The 17,914-nt window shown below is 59.7% G+C and carries 22 protein-coding genes; 14 read left to right on the top strand and 8 right to left on the bottom strand.

The window, feature by feature from the left end; translation table 11 throughout:
- Positions 1-368, top strand: a 368-nt coding sequence (locus tag Q4Q11_RS16005; protein WP_498570095.1) for an efflux RND transporter permease subunit, incomplete at its 5' end; no start/stop codon positions are given.
- Between the two features lie 59 nt (positions 369-427).
- Here the strand turns inward: Q4Q11_RS16005 and Q4Q11_RS16000 are convergent.
- Positions 428-745, bottom strand: a complete 318-nt coding sequence (locus Q4Q11_RS16000) for a hypothetical protein (protein WP_162701685.1) — start codon at positions 743-745, stop codon at positions 428-430.
- 177 nt (positions 746-922) lie between these two features.
- Positions 923-1,606, bottom strand: a complete 684-nt coding sequence (locus tag Q4Q11_RS15995; RefSeq protein WP_112512500.1) for a 5-formyltetrahydrofolate cyclo-ligase — start codon at positions 1,604-1,606, stop codon at positions 923-925.
- 114 nt (positions 1,607-1,720) lie between these two features.
- Between Q4Q11_RS15995 and Q4Q11_RS15990 the strand changes: the two genes are divergently transcribed.
- Positions 1,721-2,632: a LysR family transcriptional regulator gene (locus Q4Q11_RS15990; RefSeq protein WP_112512501.1), complete on the top strand. Its 912-nt coding sequence runs from the start codon at positions 1,721-1,723 to the stop codon at positions 2,630-2,632.
- 51 nt (positions 2,633-2,683) lie between these two features.
- Complete coding sequence (locus tag Q4Q11_RS15985) at positions 2,684-3,805, top strand: CBS domain-containing protein (RefSeq protein WP_112512502.1); 1,122 nt, start codon at positions 2,684-2,686, stop codon at positions 3,803-3,805.
- A 121-nt stretch (positions 3,806-3,926) separates the two neighbouring features.
- Here Q4Q11_RS15985 and Q4Q11_RS15980 read toward each other — a convergent pair whose 3' ends face one another.
- The gene (locus Q4Q11_RS15980) at positions 3,927-4,274 is read right to left on the bottom strand and encodes a DUF488 domain-containing protein (RefSeq protein ID WP_498570094.1); all 348 of its coding nucleotides are present in this window, start codon (positions 4,272-4,274) and stop codon (positions 3,927-3,929) included.
- 308 nt (positions 4,275-4,582) lie between these two features.
- Between Q4Q11_RS15980 and Q4Q11_RS15975 the strand changes: the two genes are divergently transcribed.
- The gene (locus Q4Q11_RS15975; RefSeq protein ID WP_112512504.1) at positions 4,583-4,789 is read left to right on the top strand and encodes a hypothetical protein; all 207 of its coding nucleotides are present in this window, start codon (positions 4,583-4,585) and stop codon (positions 4,787-4,789) included.
- Positions 4,790-4,794: 5 nt separating this feature from the next.
- On the opposite strand, the gene Q4Q11_RS15970 is transcribed toward Q4Q11_RS15975, so the two are convergent.
- From Q4Q11_RS15970 to Q4Q11_RS15960, 3 genes are all read right to left on the bottom strand, one after another.
- Entirely contained in the window at positions 4,795-5,022 is a 228-nt protein-coding gene (locus Q4Q11_RS15970; protein WP_112512505.1) for an HU family DNA-binding protein, read from the bottom strand.
- An 872-nt stretch (positions 5,023-5,894) separates the two neighbouring features.
- On the bottom strand, positions 5,895-7,274 hold the full coding sequence (locus Q4Q11_RS15965; RefSeq protein WP_498570093.1) for a sensor histidine kinase: 1,380 nt from the start codon (positions 7,272-7,274) through the stop codon (positions 5,895-5,897).
- Positions 7,261-7,938 (bottom strand): winged helix-turn-helix domain-containing protein, encoded by a 678-nt coding sequence (locus Q4Q11_RS15960; RefSeq protein WP_498570092.1) that lies wholly within the window; start codon positions 7,936-7,938, stop codon positions 7,261-7,263. Before Q4Q11_RS15960 ends, Q4Q11_RS15965 begins: the two co-directional genes overlap by 14 nt.
- Here Q4Q11_RS15960 and Q4Q11_RS15955 point away from each other — a divergent pair.
- The 3 genes from Q4Q11_RS15955 to Q4Q11_RS15945 all read left to right on the top strand — a co-directional run bounded on the left by Q4Q11_RS15955 (position 7,937) and on the right by Q4Q11_RS15945 (position 9,840).
- Complete coding sequence (locus Q4Q11_RS15955) at positions 7,937-8,512, top strand: hypothetical protein (protein WP_498570091.1); 576 nt, start codon at positions 7,937-7,939, stop codon at positions 8,510-8,512. The two genes, Q4Q11_RS15960 and Q4Q11_RS15955, sit on opposite strands and share 2 nt — an antisense overlap.
- Before the next feature lie 14 nt (positions 8,513-8,526).
- Positions 8,527-9,321, top strand: a complete 795-nt coding sequence (locus Q4Q11_RS15950; RefSeq protein ID WP_112512511.1) for a COG4705 family protein — start codon at positions 8,527-8,529, stop codon at positions 9,319-9,321.
- Between the two features lie 258 nt (positions 9,322-9,579).
- Positions 9,580-9,840, top strand: a complete 261-nt coding sequence (locus Q4Q11_RS15945; protein WP_498570090.1) for a DUF1344 domain-containing protein — start codon at positions 9,580-9,582, stop codon at positions 9,838-9,840.
- 260 nt (positions 9,841-10,100) lie between these two features.
- Here Q4Q11_RS15945 and Q4Q11_RS15940 read toward each other — a convergent pair whose 3' ends face one another.
- Positions 10,101-10,685 (bottom strand): tyrosine phosphatase family protein, encoded by a 585-nt coding sequence (locus Q4Q11_RS15940; protein ID WP_498570089.1) that lies wholly within the window; start codon positions 10,683-10,685, stop codon positions 10,101-10,103.
- A gap of 126 nt (positions 10,686-10,811) precedes the next feature.
- Positions 10,812-11,579 carry a metallophosphoesterase family protein gene (locus tag Q4Q11_RS15935; RefSeq protein WP_498570088.1) on the bottom strand — a complete coding sequence of 256 codons (768 nt, stop codon included), beginning with the start codon at positions 11,577-11,579 and terminating at the stop codon, positions 10,812-10,814.
- Between the two features lie 130 nt (positions 11,580-11,709).
- Between Q4Q11_RS15935 and Q4Q11_RS15930 the strand changes: the two genes are divergently transcribed.
- From Q4Q11_RS15930 to Q4Q11_RS15900, 7 genes are all read left to right on the top strand, one after another.
- Positions 11,710-12,411: an ArsR/SmtB family transcription factor gene (locus Q4Q11_RS15930; RefSeq protein ID WP_498570087.1), complete on the top strand. Its 702-nt coding sequence runs from the start codon at positions 11,710-11,712 to the stop codon at positions 12,409-12,411.
- A gap of 87 nt (positions 12,412-12,498) precedes the next feature.
- Entirely contained in the window at positions 12,499-13,194 is a 696-nt protein-coding gene (locus Q4Q11_RS15925) for a GntR family transcriptional regulator (protein WP_112512515.1), read from the top strand.
- Between the two features lie 21 nt (positions 13,195-13,215).
- A complete protein-coding gene (locus Q4Q11_RS15920) occupies positions 13,216-14,127 on the top strand; it encodes an agmatinase (RefSeq protein ID WP_498570086.1) in 912 nt (303 codons plus the stop codon).
- A 352-nt stretch (positions 14,128-14,479) separates the two neighbouring features.
- On the top strand, positions 14,480-15,082 hold the full coding sequence (locus Q4Q11_RS15915; RefSeq protein ID WP_112512516.1) for an amino acid synthesis family protein: 603 nt from the start codon (positions 14,480-14,482) through the stop codon (positions 15,080-15,082).
- Between the two features lie 24 nt (positions 15,083-15,106).
- Entirely contained in the window at positions 15,107-15,943 is an 837-nt protein-coding gene (locus tag Q4Q11_RS15910; RefSeq protein WP_498570085.1) for an alpha/beta fold hydrolase, read from the top strand.
- Positions 15,940-16,875: a flavin reductase family protein gene (locus tag Q4Q11_RS15905; protein ID WP_112512518.1), complete on the top strand. Its 936-nt coding sequence runs from the start codon at positions 15,940-15,942 to the stop codon at positions 16,873-16,875. Before Q4Q11_RS15910 ends, Q4Q11_RS15905 begins: the two co-directional genes overlap by 4 nt.
- Positions 16,872-17,912, top strand: a complete 1,041-nt coding sequence (locus tag Q4Q11_RS15900) for an LLM class flavin-dependent oxidoreductase (RefSeq protein ID WP_112512519.1) — start codon at positions 16,872-16,874, stop codon at positions 17,910-17,912. The genes Q4Q11_RS15905 and Q4Q11_RS15900 overlap by 4 nt, the downstream gene beginning before the upstream one ends.
- The last annotated feature ends 2 nt before the right edge of the window (positions 17,913-17,914 follow it).

Raw genomic sequence — 17,914 nt, 5'->3', positions numbered from 1 at the left:
TCTATACGCAGGTCGGCTTGGTGACGCTGATGGGATTGATCAGCAAGCACGGCATCCTGATCGTCGAGGTGGCAAATACACTGCAGCTATCGGGGAAATCGAAGCGCGAGGCGATCGAGGGTGCCTGCGGCATCCGCTTGCGGCCGATCCTGATGACGACCGGAGCCATGGTTCTGGGCGTCGTGCCGCTAATCCTGGCAACCGGCGCGGGCGCTGTCGCCCGTTTCAACATGGGGCTGGTGATCGCCGCGGGTCTCGCCATCGGGACGCTGTTCACGCTCTTCGTCGTGCCTGCCGTATATATGTTGCTCGCGGCCGATCATCACAAGCAGGATGCGTCAGAAGCGGAGCCGGCACCCGCCCATTGAGGGGAGCCGGCTCTCGGCGCGGTGGTGTCCCGAGCCGTCCCGGGCATTCGCACGCGGACCTATTGCAACACATGCCCCGTGAACTGGAGATAGGCGACAAGGCTTGCAACCGAGATCCCCACGATGATGGCGGGGTGCGGAAGGCCCTTGCTGATGGCCGCAAGCGCAAGCCCAAGCAGGGCGATCGTCCCGCCCAACAGAACCCCCTTGTCGGCGACGCACAGCGCGAGGGCCGAAACGCTGACAGCAGCCGCAACCATGGTCGTCGGCATCTGATCTTGAAGGCAATCGCCCCTGCTCGAGAAGGTGAGGATGAACCTGTTCCAACTCAAACCGAGGGAAATGCTCAAAAGCAGGGAGGGCAGAAAGTGCAACATGAGCATTGTTCTCTTCGAGGATCTGCTTCGGATAAGCAATTCGCATGCCAGGAGAAGAAGGCGGTTCGCCGGGGTTGAGATGCGGCAAGAAGAGCACGTGTTGCCGAAATGACAGGCGAAGTGCCGTTCTGTTCGGCACCGGGCTGTGCGGTAAGCCCGGCGTCAATGTCCAATGCCTCATCGGTATCGCTGTTCTGATTGCGTGACGATAACGTCCATCGGAATGTCGTGGGAAAGCGGATAGATGGTGTCGATCTCTTGCGACTGGTAGCCGACGCCTATGGCCAGAGGTTTCCGCGCAAGGCTGGCGAGTGTTCTGTCGAAAAAGCCGCCGCCATAGCCAAGCCGGAAGCAGCCCCGATCGAAGCCGACCACGGGCGCTATCAGGATATCGGGAGCTGCCGGTTTTCCCTCCGCAGGCACCGGGATATTCCAGACGCCGCGTTCGAGCGGCTCGCCCATTTTCCAGGATCGGAAAATCAAGGGGGTGGCTTTGGCGACGACCACGGGCAGCAAGCATATGGCACCTCGCGCCGCGAGGCCGTTCAGCCATCCCCTGAGGTCCGGCTCCCCTCGAAACGGCCAGAACAAGCTGACATGTTTGCCGGCGACATCGCCGACGAGCTGGTCGAGATGAGCTGCGATCGAGCGGGTATATTCCTCGCGTTGCGCCTGCGGCAATGCCATGCGCTCTTCGATCAGCTTCTGTCGCTGTACCTTTCGCCAGGCATAAACGGCGTCCTCTGCCGTGACGGCCGGAATGCCGCTATAAGCGGGATCGATTTCACGCAGCGAGCATGCGGGCGAAGCATATTCGCGGGTTTCATCCTCGTTCGTTTTATGTCGCTCCGGTTCTGCCATTCCGTTCTTTTCCTCCTGACTGCTGCCTTGCTGTCGAAAGCGGCTTGAGCCTTGAGAATGATTTCGATATAGCGAACGATATGGCAGTTTAATTCCTGAATCGAGATTTTTTCGTTGGATCTTTCATCGGTCGAGATATTTCTTGCGGTCGCCAATGAGCGCAGCGTCACCAGGGCGGCGAAAGCCGTCGGGCGCGCGCCGTCCAACGTGACGACGCGGGTACAGCAGCTGGAAGACGATCTTGGCGTCTTGCTCTTCAGCCGCGACGGCAAGAAGATGACTTTGACGCGCGAAGGCGAAACCTTTCTCGTCTATGCCAATCGTCTTGCGGCGCTGGCCCTGGAGGCGCGTCAGGCCGTGAGGCCGATGCGCCCCTCAGGCCCGTTGCGGGTCGGCACGATGGAGAGCACGGCCGCAAGCCGGCTGCCGGCAGCGCTCAGCCGGTTCAATCACATGTGGCCGGACGTGCCCGTTCATCTGACGCTGGGCGCATCGCGCGACCTCACCCGCGATGTCTTGTGCGACAGGCTGGATTGCGCACTGATCGCGCTTCCGCCGGAAGCGATGCTCGAAGAGGATACCGATTTTCAGGCCGATCTGGAAACGCTCGAATCCGAGCCGGCATTCGTCGAGGATCTGCTGCTTGTCCTGCCGTCAGCGCATCCATCGATCCGTTCGGCGGCGGATCTCCGCGTCGGGTCCATCGCCGCCCTGGAGCCCGGCTGTACGTACCGAAGGATTGCCGAACATTGGGCGCGCCAATCGAGCGATCTGCAGACGACGGAGCTCGGTTCCTATCACGCCATCCTGGCAAGTGTTGCGACCGGAAACGCGGTTGGCGTCATGCCCAAATCGGTGCTGGATCTCATGCACTGGCCGATGGCTTCCGCAACGCACCGGCTCGCAACGGTCGATACGATCCTGGTCTACCGCAAGGATAAACGCCCGAGTGCGCTGGAGGCTTTTCAAGACGTTTTGAATGGCGCCAGGCGCACCGATCAGCGGCTGATGAAAAGCGAATTCTGAAACGACCACGCCCCCTCCCCCGTACACCTCAATCATACAACCGGTTCGATCATGCAGCACCCAGATTCCCAGAAGACGGGAACCAGTCGCTTCCACTTGTTTTCTCCGATCCTTGCAGGCGCAACCCTTCGGGAAAGGCTGTTTGCCTGTCTCGGAGCCTTGATCGGCATCGGCCTCACCGGCGTCATCAGCGGCTATTTCTTCGGTCAGGGGCCGCATCTTCCGCTGATCGTCGCGCCCATGGGAGCGTCGGCGGTGCTTCTGTTTGCCGTGCCGGCAAGTCCGCTGGCCCAGCCCTGGTCGATCATCGGCGGCAACACGATTTCCGCCATGATGGGGATCATAGCAGCCTATTTCATCCGTGATCCGATCATTGCGATCGGGGTCGGCGTCTCGCTTGCGATCGGCGCGATGTCGTTCGCCCGCTGCCTACATCCGCCCGGCGGCGCTGCGGCGCTTACGGCCGTTCTGGGCGGGCCGGTCGTTGCAAACTGGGGGGTCTTGTTTCCCTTTGTCCCCGTAGCCATGAATTCCTGTATCCTTGTCGGCCTGGGCCTGGTGTTCCATAAGCTTTCCAGGCGCAACTATCCGCATGTCGTCGCAAAACCCGCCGAGAATACGCACCAGACACAAGACCCGCCTTCGAGCTTGCGGGCGGGGTTTCAGGAAGAGGACGTCGATGCGGCTCTCGTGGCCCTTGATGAGACCTTCGACATCGATCGGGCTGACCTTGGCCGTCTTTTGCGGCAGGTCGAGTTGCAGGCCGTGGTCCGGACACATGGAGATATCAGCTGTTCCGATATCATGTCGCGCGATGTCATTGCCGTCAGCGAGGATGCTGAGCCCCATCATGCGAGGCAGCTTCTGTTGAAGCACAATATTCGCACTTTGCCGGTGAAGGATCCCGAAGGCCGCCTGGTCGGAACGGTCGGTCTGAGAGAATTGTCCGAAAATGCCGATAGCGTCGCCCGAGCGATCTCGATGCCGGCGATCGCACGGGCTTCCGATCCGGCTCTGTCGCTCCTGCCGGTTCTCACAGACGGCCGCACACATGCCGTCATCATCGTGGATGACGGGCATCGCATTCTCGGCCTGATATCGCAGACGGATCTTCTGAGCGCCGTCGCGCGGCTGCTTCCGAGCGGCCGGAAGCTGGAGCGGGCGGATGCATGAGGGCAGGGGCAATACGTGAAGGAATCTGCCCGTGTGGCCGGTCATGATCTGACCCATGCAAAGGGAAGTGTATCCTGGGGCTTATGGTGTCGCGGCGGCATAGTTCGCTCGGCACTTCAGGCTATTGCCTGCTGACGAAGTCCCGAAGCACCACCGCATTGTTGTGTTCGGTGTCCTTGGCGCCATAAAGAAGCGTCACGGGTGACTGGCCTATCTGTCTTTTCAGCTCATCGACAGCGGCCGGATTGTGCTCGAGTTCGGCTTTGTAGCGCCGGCGAAACTCGCTCCATTTGTCCGTATCGTGACCGAACCAGCGCCGCAGATCCGCGCTCGGTGCGATGTCCTTGAGCCAGGCATCCACATGGGCCTCGTCTTTGCTGACCCCACGCGGCCATAGCCTGTCGACAAGGATACGCACGCCGTCTTCCTTGGACGGCGGCTCGTAGATTCTCTTGATCTGCAGCGTCATGGTCAACCCCGGTGCTTTCTACTCATCTTCAAGCTATCGGTTCCATGATTCAAGATATCCCCTGCTCGAAGTCATTCAAGACGCAACTGCCCTGCCAACAGCATGGGGAACACCAGAAATTTGCAGAGACCGATGTCCGGTACAACACCCGGGCGAATAAAATATGCGCTGTAGCTCACCAGCCACACTGCTAGGAGCAAGTAACAATGGTGATCTACCATAGATAGCTAAGCACCTATTGCTACCACTACGCTAGGGGAATAATTTAAAAATGAGCGCTGTGGTTATGCGCTTACGGGAGCGGGCATATGGATATTCGAGGGAAACGCTATCTGGTTTTTGCGGGGGATACCCACCATTCGGAGGGTGGTTGGTCTGATTTTGTCATGGCAACCGACGATCGCAAGGTGGCTCTGCGGGCAGCCAAACAACAAGAGGCGCTGCGAGAGGATGGTTGGGTGGAAGTGATAGACCTCCGCATGAGCCTTCCAGTATTATTGCACAGTTTCATCTAAGGGTCTTACAGCCTCTTAGCGTGCCCTTGCGATGGCGCCGGAGTCTGCGGGTGCTGCGTGCGGATGCTTAGGGCCATCTCCATGACCACCTTCGATCTGTATGCCGCGAACGATACGGGGCGGCCCGATATGATAGCGGCATTGATCTTTCTTTGAAGAAAATCGACGGCGTCGGCGATGTCTTCAGTGCGGACATCATCGTTCTGCGCAAGGGCTTCCGCGGTAGACTTCATGTCTCCCTCCTCCTCTATGGCATGAGTGGAGGTAGTGCCGGCTGCCTGGGATGGGAAGCTTTGCGGGCTCTCAAGGTAAAGCGATCGTCAATATCCCCAGAAGAGTGTCGCGCCTCGGGGCATAAGCCCACGGGACACCTAGGAATTACAACTTCAGGGAGGCGTGCCATCGCGAACCATGCCGTCTAGGCGTTGAGGTCGAGCTGTATGACAGCAGCCTCTGGCTTGGTCCTTGGCTTTCTTGGTTGGCGAGCCCTGATGGTTTTAGTTGGATTCGGGGCGGAAATCTCTGGAAGGTCGGCAAGCAGCATCCCGCTTCCGGCAATCTCCTTGCTCTCATCGGCAGCCTTCGCAGGCCCGATTACCGGGGTTTCCGCCTTGGCTTTCGATGAGGCGGCATGGCCGGCTGCTTTGGTGCTCTGCTGCAAGCTCGTCGGAGCTATTGAGGGGGCAAATCGAATCATTGTCTTGTTACTCCTTTTTGTTCCCTTTATGTTCTGATGGTGACGGAAGTCAATGAGCCGCAGCGCTGCACATAAGGCCGCCCGGAATGAGACACGGAAAAGGAATAGCACTGCTGCCTGCGGGGCATGACGACTACGAGCGAACGCTTGCGGATCTGCCGCAATGGTATGAGCTAAGCGCCGTCTGCGCGGCTTGCGAGAGGATTGCCCGCGTGGACCGCTACGAGATGGCGGGGCGCTTTGGCGGCGGCAGGAAGGTGGGCTCGTTGGCCAGCAGGCTGGTGTGTCGGAGGTGTGGCAACAGGCAAGGCAATAGGCTGCTGATTGGGATGATGCCGAGGGATTGAGGCGCTTCAAAGGCTCTTGCGGCTATCGACCGCGGTCGTACTCGGCGCGATTTGATCGGCTTCAGCCGGGGCGAGGGGAGAGCGGCGCTCTCGGAAAGTGCAGGCAGGCGCGCAGACCCGGCTTGTTGTCTTCAAGCGTGATGGGTGCGCCATGAAGATCGGCGATTGCCTTTACCAGACCGAGCCCCAACCCGTTGCCTGGTGTCGTCCGGCTTTTATCCAGCCGATAAAGCCGCCGGAACACCAGTTCGCGCTCTTCTTCGGGGATACCGCCGCCGTTATCGGCCACGCAGGCGCGACAATGCTGCTCTTCAGGTACCAGCGATAGGGTAATCGTCGTGCCGGGCGGACAGTGGGTGATTGCGTTTTCGACAAGATTGACGAAAAGCTGCGTGAGCAATTCCCCGTCGCCGCTCACCAAGCAGGAGCCGGACGACAGCGGCTTCAATGTCAGGTTTTGTCCGCTGTCTTCCGCGACATCGGCGTAGATTTCTGCGACCGCGGTCACGACAGCCCAGAGGTCGACCGGTTTGAAGCGTGTCTTTCGTGCGCCGGCTTCGATCTGCGAGATGCGGAGCAGGGCTTCGAATGTTGCGTTGATTCTGGCTGTTTCGTCGCTGGCGTCAAGAAGCAGGTCTTCCACGTTTTCCGAGCGCTCCAGACGCTGGAGCGCTCGCTCGATGGTCAATCCGAGCCGATTGAGGGGGGTCTTCAAATCGTGTGCGATATCGGTACTGACCTGGCGCATGCCTTCGACGAGCGCAGAGAGCCGGGCAAGAGCGTGGTTCATGTGCGCTGAAACGACGTCGATATCGTCGCCGTTGCCGCGGATCGGAATTCGCCGGGCCAGATTCCCCGCCGAAATATCGATCAGAGTTCGCTCGATCGCTTCCAGTCGGCGCTGCGTGCGCGTCGCAAGCATGGTACCCCCCAGGACGATCGCCGCGACGATAATGACCGAGGCCCAGGCGAAGCTCATCAATGCAATCTGCTCGATCTGGTCGATTTCACGGTAGCTCTGGCCGACGACCAGGCTGTTGCCGCCGACATTCCCGGCGACAAGGCGCATCGGATCGTCATCGCCAAGTCCGAACAGGGTCGCAGGAACGGTCGAAAGTCCGGGTTTGACGCTTGCCGCGCGAACGTTTCCGGCAAGCTTTTCTCCCTTGCCGTCGAGCAAAAGGAAGATCTGGTCTTCCGGGCGCTTGAGGATCGAATAGGTGTCTACCGCCGCGATGAGATCCTCCAGGTCGTTCGAGGAATAGGTCGAGGCCACGACCGAATAGGTGTCCTTGACGGACACGTCGAGTGATCTCGAAAGTTCGCGCGTCATCAGGCCATAGCCGACAAAGCCCGCGACGAGGAAGGCGACGATGAAGAAGAGTCCAAAAGATGTCGCCAGCCTGAACGGCGTGCTGCGCAGCAATCTATCGTGGCGCATGTATGCAATAGCCGGTGTTGCGGACTGTGTGGAGGAGGGGAACATCGAACGGTTTGTCGATCTTTGCGCGCAGCCGGCTGATATGGGTCTCCACCACGCTCGTCTTCGGATCGAAGTGAAAATCCCACACGCTCTCCAAAAGCATGGTGCGCGTCAGCACGCGCCCTTCGCCGCGCATGAGTGTCTCCAGCAAGGTGAATTCCCGTGGTTGCAGATCAATGGCAATTCCGCGTCTATGCACCTGCCGCCTTATAATATCGAGTTCGAGATCGGCAATTTTAAGGATCGTTTTCCGGTCCTGGACCGGCGGCCGGCGCGCCAGGGCATTGACGCGCGCCAGAAGCTCGGAAAAGGCAAAAGGCTTGGTCAGATAGTCGTCTCCGCCGGCTTCAAGCCCCTCGACCCGATCGTCTACGCCGCTGACCGAAGTCAGGAACATTGCCGGCGTTTTGATCTTTGCCGCCCTCGCAGCTTTCACCAGGGACAGGCCATCGAGCCCCGGTAGCATCCGGTCGACGACGAGCACGTCATATCGTTCCCTGGTGACCTGAAAAAGCGCATCCGTGCCGTCCGAGAGGATGTCGCAGATATGGCCGGCCTCGTTAAGCCCGCGAGAGATGTATTCCGCCGTCTTTTGATCATCTTCCACCACGAGGATCTTCATGCCCGTCCAGGTTCCGTCAATGCACGATACGACTGCAGCAGTTTCAAAGTGCTGCAGCGACTTTTGCGCGCCATATATGACGCGTAGCGCCGTAGACATGCCTCAAGAAGGTGTCTGCAACCTGAACGGCTTCTTACAAATGCGTAAGGATGGGCGGCTGTCGCGCATCGGCATTTCCTACGAAACGGTATTGTTCGAGCAAAGGCCGCGTAAAGGCGGCCGCATAGAACACGGGGCGTGGCCGCATCTGCGTGTGGCCGACGATCAACCACGCGGCAGTCCGGCCGCCTATCGGAGTCTCCCCATGACCAAGCACAATTATGTCCGCCTCCTGAACGTCGCCCTTTTTTCCTGGCTGGTCGCGCTTCCCGTTACCAGTCACGCGGCCGCTGTCCGCCCGTGCGAAGATGTGCTTAAAGAGATGCGCACGGCGAAAGCCTCCGCAAATTTGACGCCCGACGCCAAATCGAAGGTCGATACGCTGGAGGCGAAGGCCGTCGAGCGCTGCAATGCAGATGATGACAAACGCGCCGATGCCTTTCTTCAAGAGGCAATGGCGCTGATGGGCAAGTAAAGCGGGAGTATGTCATGAGCTCGCTATCATATGTCGTCGCAGACAATGTCCTCAATCGGGTTCCGCGGGTCACCGTCGACTTCTGGCTGATCAAGCTGCTGGCCGTCACGATGGGAGAAACGGCGGCCGATTATCTCGCGGTCAACATGGGTCTCGGCTTGACCGCAACATCCGCGATCATGACTCTGGTGCTGATCGGCGCGCTTTCCCTGCAATTTCTGCAGGGACGCTACGTGCCCTGGGCGTACTGGACCGCCGTCGTCATGATCAGTGTCGTCGGAACACTTTTGACCGACAACCTGACCGACAATCTGGGCGTGCCTTTGCAGGCATCGACCGTCGGCTTTACCATTGCTCTCGCGCTCACTTTCTTCATCTGGTGGAAGAAGGAAGGCACGCTGTCCATCCACTCGATCTTCACGGCAAGACGCGAGGGGTTCTACTGGCTGGCGATCCTCTTCACCTTTGCATTGGGCACAGCGGTCGGCGATCTGATCGCGGAGGTCTTCGGTCTAGGCTACGTCATGACCGGGCTGATCTTCCTCGGCATCATTGCCGTCATAGCGATCGGGCATTTTAACCTTGGCTTGAATGGTATTCTGGCCTTCTGGCTGGCTTACATCTTCACGCGGCCGCTCGGGGCGTCTTTCGGAGATCTTCTTTCGCAGCCGCTGGAATATGGCGGCCTGGGATTCGGTACGATCTATACGAGCGCCCTGTTTCTGGGGGCCATCATAGTGACTGTGATTTACATGACGGTGACCTACGAACCTGAAACCGCCTCGCAAGCAGAGCGAGATCAATTTTAAGACGAGCTCACAAGCCGCATCGTCGAAAGAGAGTGCGGCTTGCATCTTTTCCTGTCGAAATTTTGCCTTTCTCGAGCGAGTGATATCGCTTGTTTTCTCTCATATCTCTTCCAACACCGGCAAAATCGCTGTCGCTGTCCGATTTGTAAGAATCCGGCAAAGCGCAGGGAAGGATCGCTGCCTAGTTTTTGGATGGCTGGCGATGCCGGCCGGTGGCCGATCAGGCCACAAAACGCTTGTAAATCAAAGGAGTGAATTATGCTGAAGAGATATTTGGCGATCGGTGTTCTGGCGACCTCGACCCTGGCGGCGGGAATGGCGCTTGCCCGTGATGAGACCGGGACCATCACCAATATCGATGCGAAGGCGGACCAGATCACGCTGTCCTCGGGAACAACGATCAAACTGCCTGAAAACATCGAAGTCGAGTCCTTCAAGGTCGGCGAGCGCGTCGCCGTCCATTACAGTGTCTGGAAATCCGGCGCTGCTCTCGCGTCGAAAGTGAGCCCCGTAAAGTAGCAAAGCGGCGCGGGTCATTACCCGGCATGCTCTGCAGGACCGGGCGGTATCCGTCCGGTCCGGACAACGTAACCGATCTGCCTGTTATGGCTTTTCGAGCTAGCCGAGGATGAGGTGGGACTGCTCAGCATGGAGTGAGTTCCCGTCGTCCATGTTGCGCCTCATCCTGTGCGACAGGCTTCGGAATCTACGCGGATCGGCTGGACGAAGCCCAACTCGCCGAGGGTCGGCGGGTCGTCTTCGGGCCAGAGATGCGTTCGTCACGCTTGGATCGCCATGTTTAGCTCCGCCTGGCGTCCGAGGCTTGTCATCCACTCGACGAAGTCAGGTTGCCTCTTGATCTGCCGGCCGTAGTGACGCGCAAGTGCGGTCTTCAAATCGCCCTTCCTGCCGAGTTGTTCGTCGGCAAAGCCGATCATTTGAGAGTTTGGCCAGGCCTGTGGGCGGATGGCAACCAGGCGGGAAAACAGGCTTTCGCCAGGCTCGTCCGGATTGGCCTGCGCCATCAGCGAGAGCATGGCAGCCGTCGAGCGCGATACGCCCATATGGCAATGCACCAGCAGATGGCGCGGCGCTTCGGGGTCCTGTTGCGCCTGAAATTCGGAGCCGAATCTCAGGATTGCCTCGACATGTTCCGGCTGCGGCATCACCCGGCCGGGAGCCGTCGCAATGATATCGTGAAAGCGCAATGTCGTGCGATGATGCCTGGCGTAGGAGCCGAAGACATCGAGCTCGGGATATTCCGGATCGAGGAGGGAAAGGACATGGGTGACGTTTCGAACGCTCTGATCGGGCAACTCCTCTATCCCGCAGACAGTGAGTTTGGGAGAAAGCAGCGTGCCCATTGTCATATCCTTCAGATCGATTCGCGATTGCGCGGCGCATCAGCACGATATAGTTCCACTGCACCGAAGTGAAAGGCTTTTGCTCCTTTCCGTCGCCAACTGGCTCGACAAGATACGTGTGCCAATCTACGGCTTTGAAAACAAGACGATCTGCGTTCTGATCACGTCTTTGTCGAATTCCAGAATACGATAGCCGAATGTCCTGGTGTCGGCCTTGAGGCGCTCGGATTGCTTGGCGATCTGATAGGAGACCGCCGGTGATACATATTGCCTGATGTTTGCTTCCCGGGCTTCGTCGATCATGTGATAGTGGCCGCAGAAAAGCGATATCTGGCAATCCATGCCGGTCAGAAGCGATCTGAGCTCATCCCTGTCGCGCAGGGCGGCTCCGATTCGATCTACCGGCGTGTCGAGCGGCAGGATCGGGTGATGCAGGAAGATCGCGGCCTTCTTCACGCCTTCGAGTTCTCGTGCGAGCCATTCGCGCTGGCAGTCATCGACGACATTGTCGGACGTATCGAGAAAAATGCGCTTCAGATGCGGGTCATGCTGCGAGAAACAGAGTTTCCCCGCCACGACACTCTCGCCCGGATCGTAATATTGCGTGACGTTGCCGTAGCTATCGTGATTGCCGAGGATGAGCGACATCTCGAAGCCATGGCTGCGCAGAAGCTCGAAAAACCGGCCGACCGATCGCTCGGCGCCGATATCGCCGCCGAAGACGACTTTGGAAATGCCCTTGCGGGCGATGTCGTCGAGGATCACGCACAGATGGTGTTCGTGCTCTCCGGGTGCTTCCTCATAGCCCATCTTGTCGCCGGCGAGTTCGCTTGTGGCGACCAGCCGCTGGCCGAGGTGAGCGTCGGTGAAAAATGCAAGGGTCGTCTTCGTCATAGCCTGGTTCCATGGCAATTGCTTACGCTTGGAACTTATGGCGATAGCACGCTGAAATGTTTCGATGCGCGTCGAAACATGCCGACTGTTTCAGTGCTATGATGCTGGCAGATCGCAGGAGCCCCGAAACATGACGCTGGAGCCGAATATAGCCGCCGTTGCCTTTTTGATCGCCGATCCCGCGCGCGTCGTCATGCTGTCTGCGCTGCTCGATGGCCGGGCGCGGCCGGCGGGCGAACTCGCCTATGCCGCCGGCGTGACGGCGCAGACAGCAAGCTCCCATCTTGGAAAGCTGTTGGCCGGCGGACTGCTCTGCGTCGAAACCGAAGGGCGGCACCGCTACTATCGCCTGGCCGGTCCGCATGTCGCGCTGGCGCTTGAAACCCTTGCCTCGATCGGTGCGGCGGAGCCTGTGCGAAGAAAGCCGCTGACCCGCGAAGCGCAGAAGCTTCGGTTCGCTCGCTGCTGTTACGATCATCTGGCCGGTCGCGTCGGCATCGCCATAACCCACGGACTGCTGGAGAAAGGCTTCCTTGTTGCGGCCGAAAACAAGCGGTTCGAACTGACGCCCGCTGGTGCCAAGTGGTTCGATCGCATCGGCGTGAACACGGTCGCGATCAGACCCACGCGTTACGGGCTCGCGCGGCAGTGCCTCGACTGGACCGAGCGGCAACATCATCTTGCCGGCCCGCTTGGCGTTCATCTTGCCAATATCCTCTTTGCCGAAAGGTGTCTGCGACGGTCGGCTGTGTCCCGCGCCGTTGACGTGACACCGAAAGGCTGGAAGGTACTAAGGGAGCATTTCGATATCCAGGCGCAGGCCTTGCTCTGAGGGGGCGCTCTGCTGCATTGACTTCATTCCGACAATGGATGATTTTGGTAGGCCATATTATGGTATCCGAAGATCGAGGGTGCGGAAATGAATGATGATGCGCATGGCGCCGCAATTCGCGTGGAGCGTCCGGCCAAGACGTTGCGTGAGCTTGCCCTCGACAAGGTGCGTGAGGCAATCGTCAACGGCTATTTCCGCCCGGGTGACCGCCTGGTGGAGCGCGATCTCTGCGCCCAGCTCGGCGTCAGCCGCACGATCGTGCGCGAGGTGCTGCGCCACCTCGAATCCGAAGGTCTTGTCGCCAATCTTCCCAACAAGGGGCCGATCGTTGCCCAGCTCAACCATGACGAAGCCAAGCAGATCTATGAGATCCGCGCTGCGCTCGAAGGCATGGCGGCACGGCTTTGCGCCGAACAGAACAATCCCGCAATCGCCGATGCCCTGGACAGGTCGCTCGAAGATATAAAGCGCAGCTATCGCGAGAAGGATATGGCCGGCGTGCTCGCCCATACATCGTCTTTTTATCAGACGCTGTTCAGCATGGTCGACCGTCATGTGGCCTGGGGTGTCGTCAATCTTCTGACGGTGCGCATCAATCATCTGCGCTCCATGACGATCAAGACGCAAAATCGCGATGTCCAGGGGCCGGCGCAGATGGCTCGCATCGTCGATGCCATCCGGCGCGGTGACGGCGATGGTGCCTATCAGGCGGCGATGGACCATGTCACCAGCGCCAGTGCGATCGCCCAGACCGTGCTTTCCGGGCGGCAGCCGATCGATTGATACTTCGCCAAGGCCACGAAGATGACGGCTTCTCCTTCCTTCCTCGGCTTTCCGGACCGCCTTGGCGATGGTCGCCTGCCGCGCGTCGTGCTCTTCGGAGCCGGCCATGGAAGTACCTATCCAGATAAGGACAGCGGCGGTTATGCCTTGTCAGCCGGAGCGATCCGCGCCGCCAGCCAGGGTGATGCGGCGCTTGTCGAACATTGGGATTTCGATCTCGGCGGCCCGCTCTTTGATGGCAACCCCGCCTGCTGCATCGACGGTGGAAACATCGAGACCGTCATGCATGACAATGCCGGTAACCGGGATCGGATCGAGGCGAAGACGCGCGAGATCCTGGCATTGCCGGCCGTGCCGATCCTGCTTGGCGGCGACTGTTCCGTGACGATCCCCTTCATTGCCGGTTTTGCGGATAAGGAGCCAGTCTGGATCTTGCAGATCGACGCGCACATCGACTGGCGCGACGAACTGCATGGCGAGCGCTACGGCTATTCGAGCCCGATGCGCCGGGCATGCGAAATGCCGCATGTCGCCGGAATGGTGCAGGTGGGCCTGCGAAGTGTCGGCAGTGCAAGACCTGCCGATGTCGAGGCAGCGCAGCGCTATGGCAGCCGCTTCGTCACTGCCCGCGAAATCCATTCTCGAGGGGTCGAGGCCGCTCTTCGTCATATTCCGGAGGGTGTTCGGGTCGTCGTCACGCTGGATTGCGACAGCATCGATCCCAGCATCATGCCGGGTGTGGCAGCGCGGACACCCGGCGGTCTCACCTATATCCAGATCATCGACCTGATCGCCGGCCTTGGCCGCCGGGCTGATATCGCAGGCTTCGATCTGGTGGAGCTCTATCCTCCCGCTGATATCGACGGCCTTTCGGCCCTGACCGGCGCACGCATTGTCATCAACGCGATAGGCGCCATCGTTCGCCAAAGATGAAACCGGCGGATTTCTCCCTGCAGGAATGGCGGCAGGCTCATGATGCCGGACAATGTCGATGGGCGTCATGCCTCATCAAATTGTCGTTGGGTCGACGATGCGGGTTGACTCGCTTCTGTCATCGGTGTGACGGTATACCATAATAACTAATACAAAGATGGAACATCTGCAGCTGACGATGGTCATTCGGCAAGCATCGCTTAGTGGTTGCTTCCCGCTAATGATCTATAAGCTTTTGTTATTCCGATGATTTCTGACGTGCGGCAGGGCTTTTTTATCCGGTCGCTCAAAGGCGCTTGACAGTTATGTATTATGGCATACCATCATACATAATCTTAGAAGAGAGCGAGCCATGAGCCTTCAGATCCGAAAAACCGTCCTGCAGATCGAAACGACGCTTATTGAAGGGGGCAAGGCAGCGGCCACGCCGCTAAAGCTGTTCTCGGCATGCGCGGTCGTCAAAAACCCCTGGGCCGGCCGCGGCTTTGTCGCGGATCTGAAGCCCGAGATTCACGCAGCAGCACCCATTCTCGGCGAGTTGCTCACCAAGATGATCATCGATGCGGTCGGATCCGGCGAGGCAGTCGAAGCCTATGGCAAATCGGCCGTCGTCGGTCTTGATGGCGAGATCGAGCATGCATCCGCGCTGATCCACACCCTTCGCTTCGGCAATCATTATCGCCATGCCGTCGGCGCCAAATCCTATCTCGCCTTCTGCAATACCCGCGGACCGGCCAATGCGCCGATCATGATCCCGCTTATGGATAAGAACGACGAGGGCCGTCGCTCGCATTATCTGACGATCCAGACGTCGGTTCCGGATGCGCCTGCTGCCGATGAGATCGTCATCGCACTCGGCGCTTCGGTCGGCGGGCGGCCGCATCATCGCATCGGCGACCGTTATCAGGACCTCAAGGATCTGGGACAGGACGTCTCCAATCCGGCGGGCGTGTGAGGGGTCGGAGTCAGGATGCCGGCGATGGAAACCGTGGACGAGAGCAAAGCCGATCATCTGAATACCGGAGATTTGCTCCGTCACCATACCGCGCGCGGTACTGCCTATCATGACGTAGGCAAAGGCGAGCCATTGGTTCTCATCCATGGCGTCGGCATGCGGCTTGAAGCCTGGTCGCCACAGATCGCAGCCTTCTCCCGCAGCCATCGGGTGATTGCCGTGGATATGCCGGGGCACGGCGAAAGCGCAGCCCTGCCTGCCGGCAGCAAATTGGAAGCCTTCGTCGCCTGGTTCGGTGGTTTCCTTGACGAGATGGCGCTTGGTGAGGTCAATGTTGCCGGCCATTCGATGGGTGCTCTTGTTGCCGGCGGGGCTGCCGCCGTCTTCGGCGAACGGATCAAGCGGATCGCCTACCTCAATGGCGTCTATCGCCGCGATCCCGAGGCCAAAGCGGCGGTGCTTTCGCGCGCGGCGGCGATACCGCTTGTCGGCATCGACAGGGAAGGGCCGCTGCGCCGCTGGTTCGGCGATGATGCCCAAAGCACGGTCGCACGCGAACTGACGCGCAACTGGCTAAACCTCGTCGATCCCCAGGGATACGCGACGGCTTACGCCGCTTTCGCCGGGGGCGACGAAACTTATGCCGATCGCTGGCCGCAAGTGCAGGCGCCGGCTTTGTTCCTGACGGGCTCCGGCGATCCGAATTCGACGCCGCTGATGGCCGAGCAGATGGCGGCGGCGGCACCCAACGGCTGGGTGCGTATCGTCGAGGGCCACCGCCATATGGTGAACCTGACGGCACCAGACATCGTCAACGAGCTGCTCGCCGAGTGGCTTTCATGCGGGGAGGACGCAAGATGACGACGCACGATTTCGACCCAAGGGCGCTGCGCGATGCCTTTGGCGCATTTCCGACCGGTGTCACGGTCGTGACCGCGCGCGATCGGGCGGGCCTGCCGCTCGGCTTTACGGCAAATTCCTTTACGTCGGTCTCGCTCGATCCGCCGCTTCTTCTTGTTTGCCTGGCAAAGACCTCGCGCAATTTCGAGGCCATGACGGGCACTAAGCATTTTGCGATCAACGTGCTGTCGGAAACGCAGAAAGCTGTCTCCAACACCTTCGCGCGGCCTGTCGAAGACAGATTTGCCGCCGTCGAGTGGAATTCGGGTGCGGATGGCTGTCCGATCCTTGCCGATGTCGCCGCCTGGTTCGAATGCGCCATGGAGCGGGTGATCGAAGCCGGCGACCATGTTGTCTTGCTGGGGCGCATCGTCTCCTTCGACAATAGCGGCCGCAACGGACTTGGCTATGCGCGCGGCGGCTATTTCACGCCGATCCTGGCAAGCAAGGCGGTCTCTGCGGCTGCGGAAGGCAATATCGAGCTTGGAGCAGTCGTCGAGCGCGATGGCGAAATCCTGCTGCTTGGGGAAGAAGTGCTTGCTCTTCCGAATTGTGAGGGCAGCGAAGGAAGTCCCGCCGACATTCTCGGCCAGTACCTGCAGGCGCTCACCGGTCTTACGATCACGGTCGGATTTCTCTATTCGGTCTACGAGGGCAAGAGCGACGGCAAGCATCACATCGTCTATCGCGCCTTCGCCTCGCAAGGCGAGCCGCGCGAGGGCCGGTTCCTGAAGCCGGATGCGTTGAAGGCGGCGCATTTCAAGACCAGCTCGACGGCCGATATCGTCGCCCGCTTCGCGCTGGAAAGTCAAATCGGCAATTTCGGTGTCTATTTTGGCGACGAGACCTCCGGCATGGTGCGGCCGGTTTCCGGGAAGGCGGTGCAGGCATGAAATTCTCTCTCTTTGTCCACATGGAACGCCTCGATGCGAGCCAGACCCACAAGAGCCTCTATGAGGAGTTCGTCGCGCTCTGCGAGATTGCCGACAAGGGCGGCATGCATGCGATCTGGACGGGCGAGCATCACGGGATGGATTTCACCATCGCGCCCAATCCCTTCGTAACGATCGCCGATCTGGCACGGCGCACGTCCCGGGCAAGGCTTGGAACGGGAACGGTGATCGCGCCGTTCTGGCATCCGATCAAGCTTGCCGGCGAGGCCGCCATGGCAGACATCATCTGCGACGGGAGGCTCGATATCGGCATCGCCCGCGGCGCTTATTCCTTCGAATACGAACGCTTGCTGCCGGGTCTCGACGCCTGGGGTGCCGGCCAGCGCATGCGCGAGCTGATCCCCGCCGTCAAAGGCATCTGGCAGGGGGACTACGCCCATGAAGGCGAGTTCTTCAAATTCCCGTCGACCTCCTCGGCGCCGAAGCCGCTGCAGCAGCCGAACCCACCGATCTGGGTTGCTGCGCGCGACCCGAATTCGCATGAATTCGCCGTCGCCAACGGCTGCAATGTCCAGGTGACGCCGCTTTGGCAGGGCGATGACGAGGTGGCGGCGCTGATGGGGCGCTTCAACGATGCCTGCGCCAAGAACCCGCATATCGAGCGGCCGAAGATCATGCTGTTGCGCCATACTTATGTCGGCTCGTCGGAAGACGACATCGCGCAGGCCGCTCATGAGCTCAGCGTCTACTACAACTACTTCTTCGCCTGGTTCAAGAACGAAAAGCCCATTCACCAAGGCCTGATCGAACGCATTCCTGAGGAAGACATTCGCGCCAACGCCATGCTGTCGGATGCGGTCATGCGCGGCAACAATGTCGTCGGCAATGCATCGACCGTGATCGCCCGGCTGAAGAGCTATCAGGCGATGGGCTACGACGAGTATTCCTTCTGGATCGACACCGGCATGCCGTTCGAGCGCAAGAAGGCCTCGCTCGAACGCTTCATCGCCGAGGTCATGCCGGCATTTGCGGAGTAAAC

The organism is Rhizobium sp. UFLA01-1127 (genome assembly GCF_059803845.1).
This window is presented reverse-complemented; position numbering and strand designations above follow the sequence as displayed.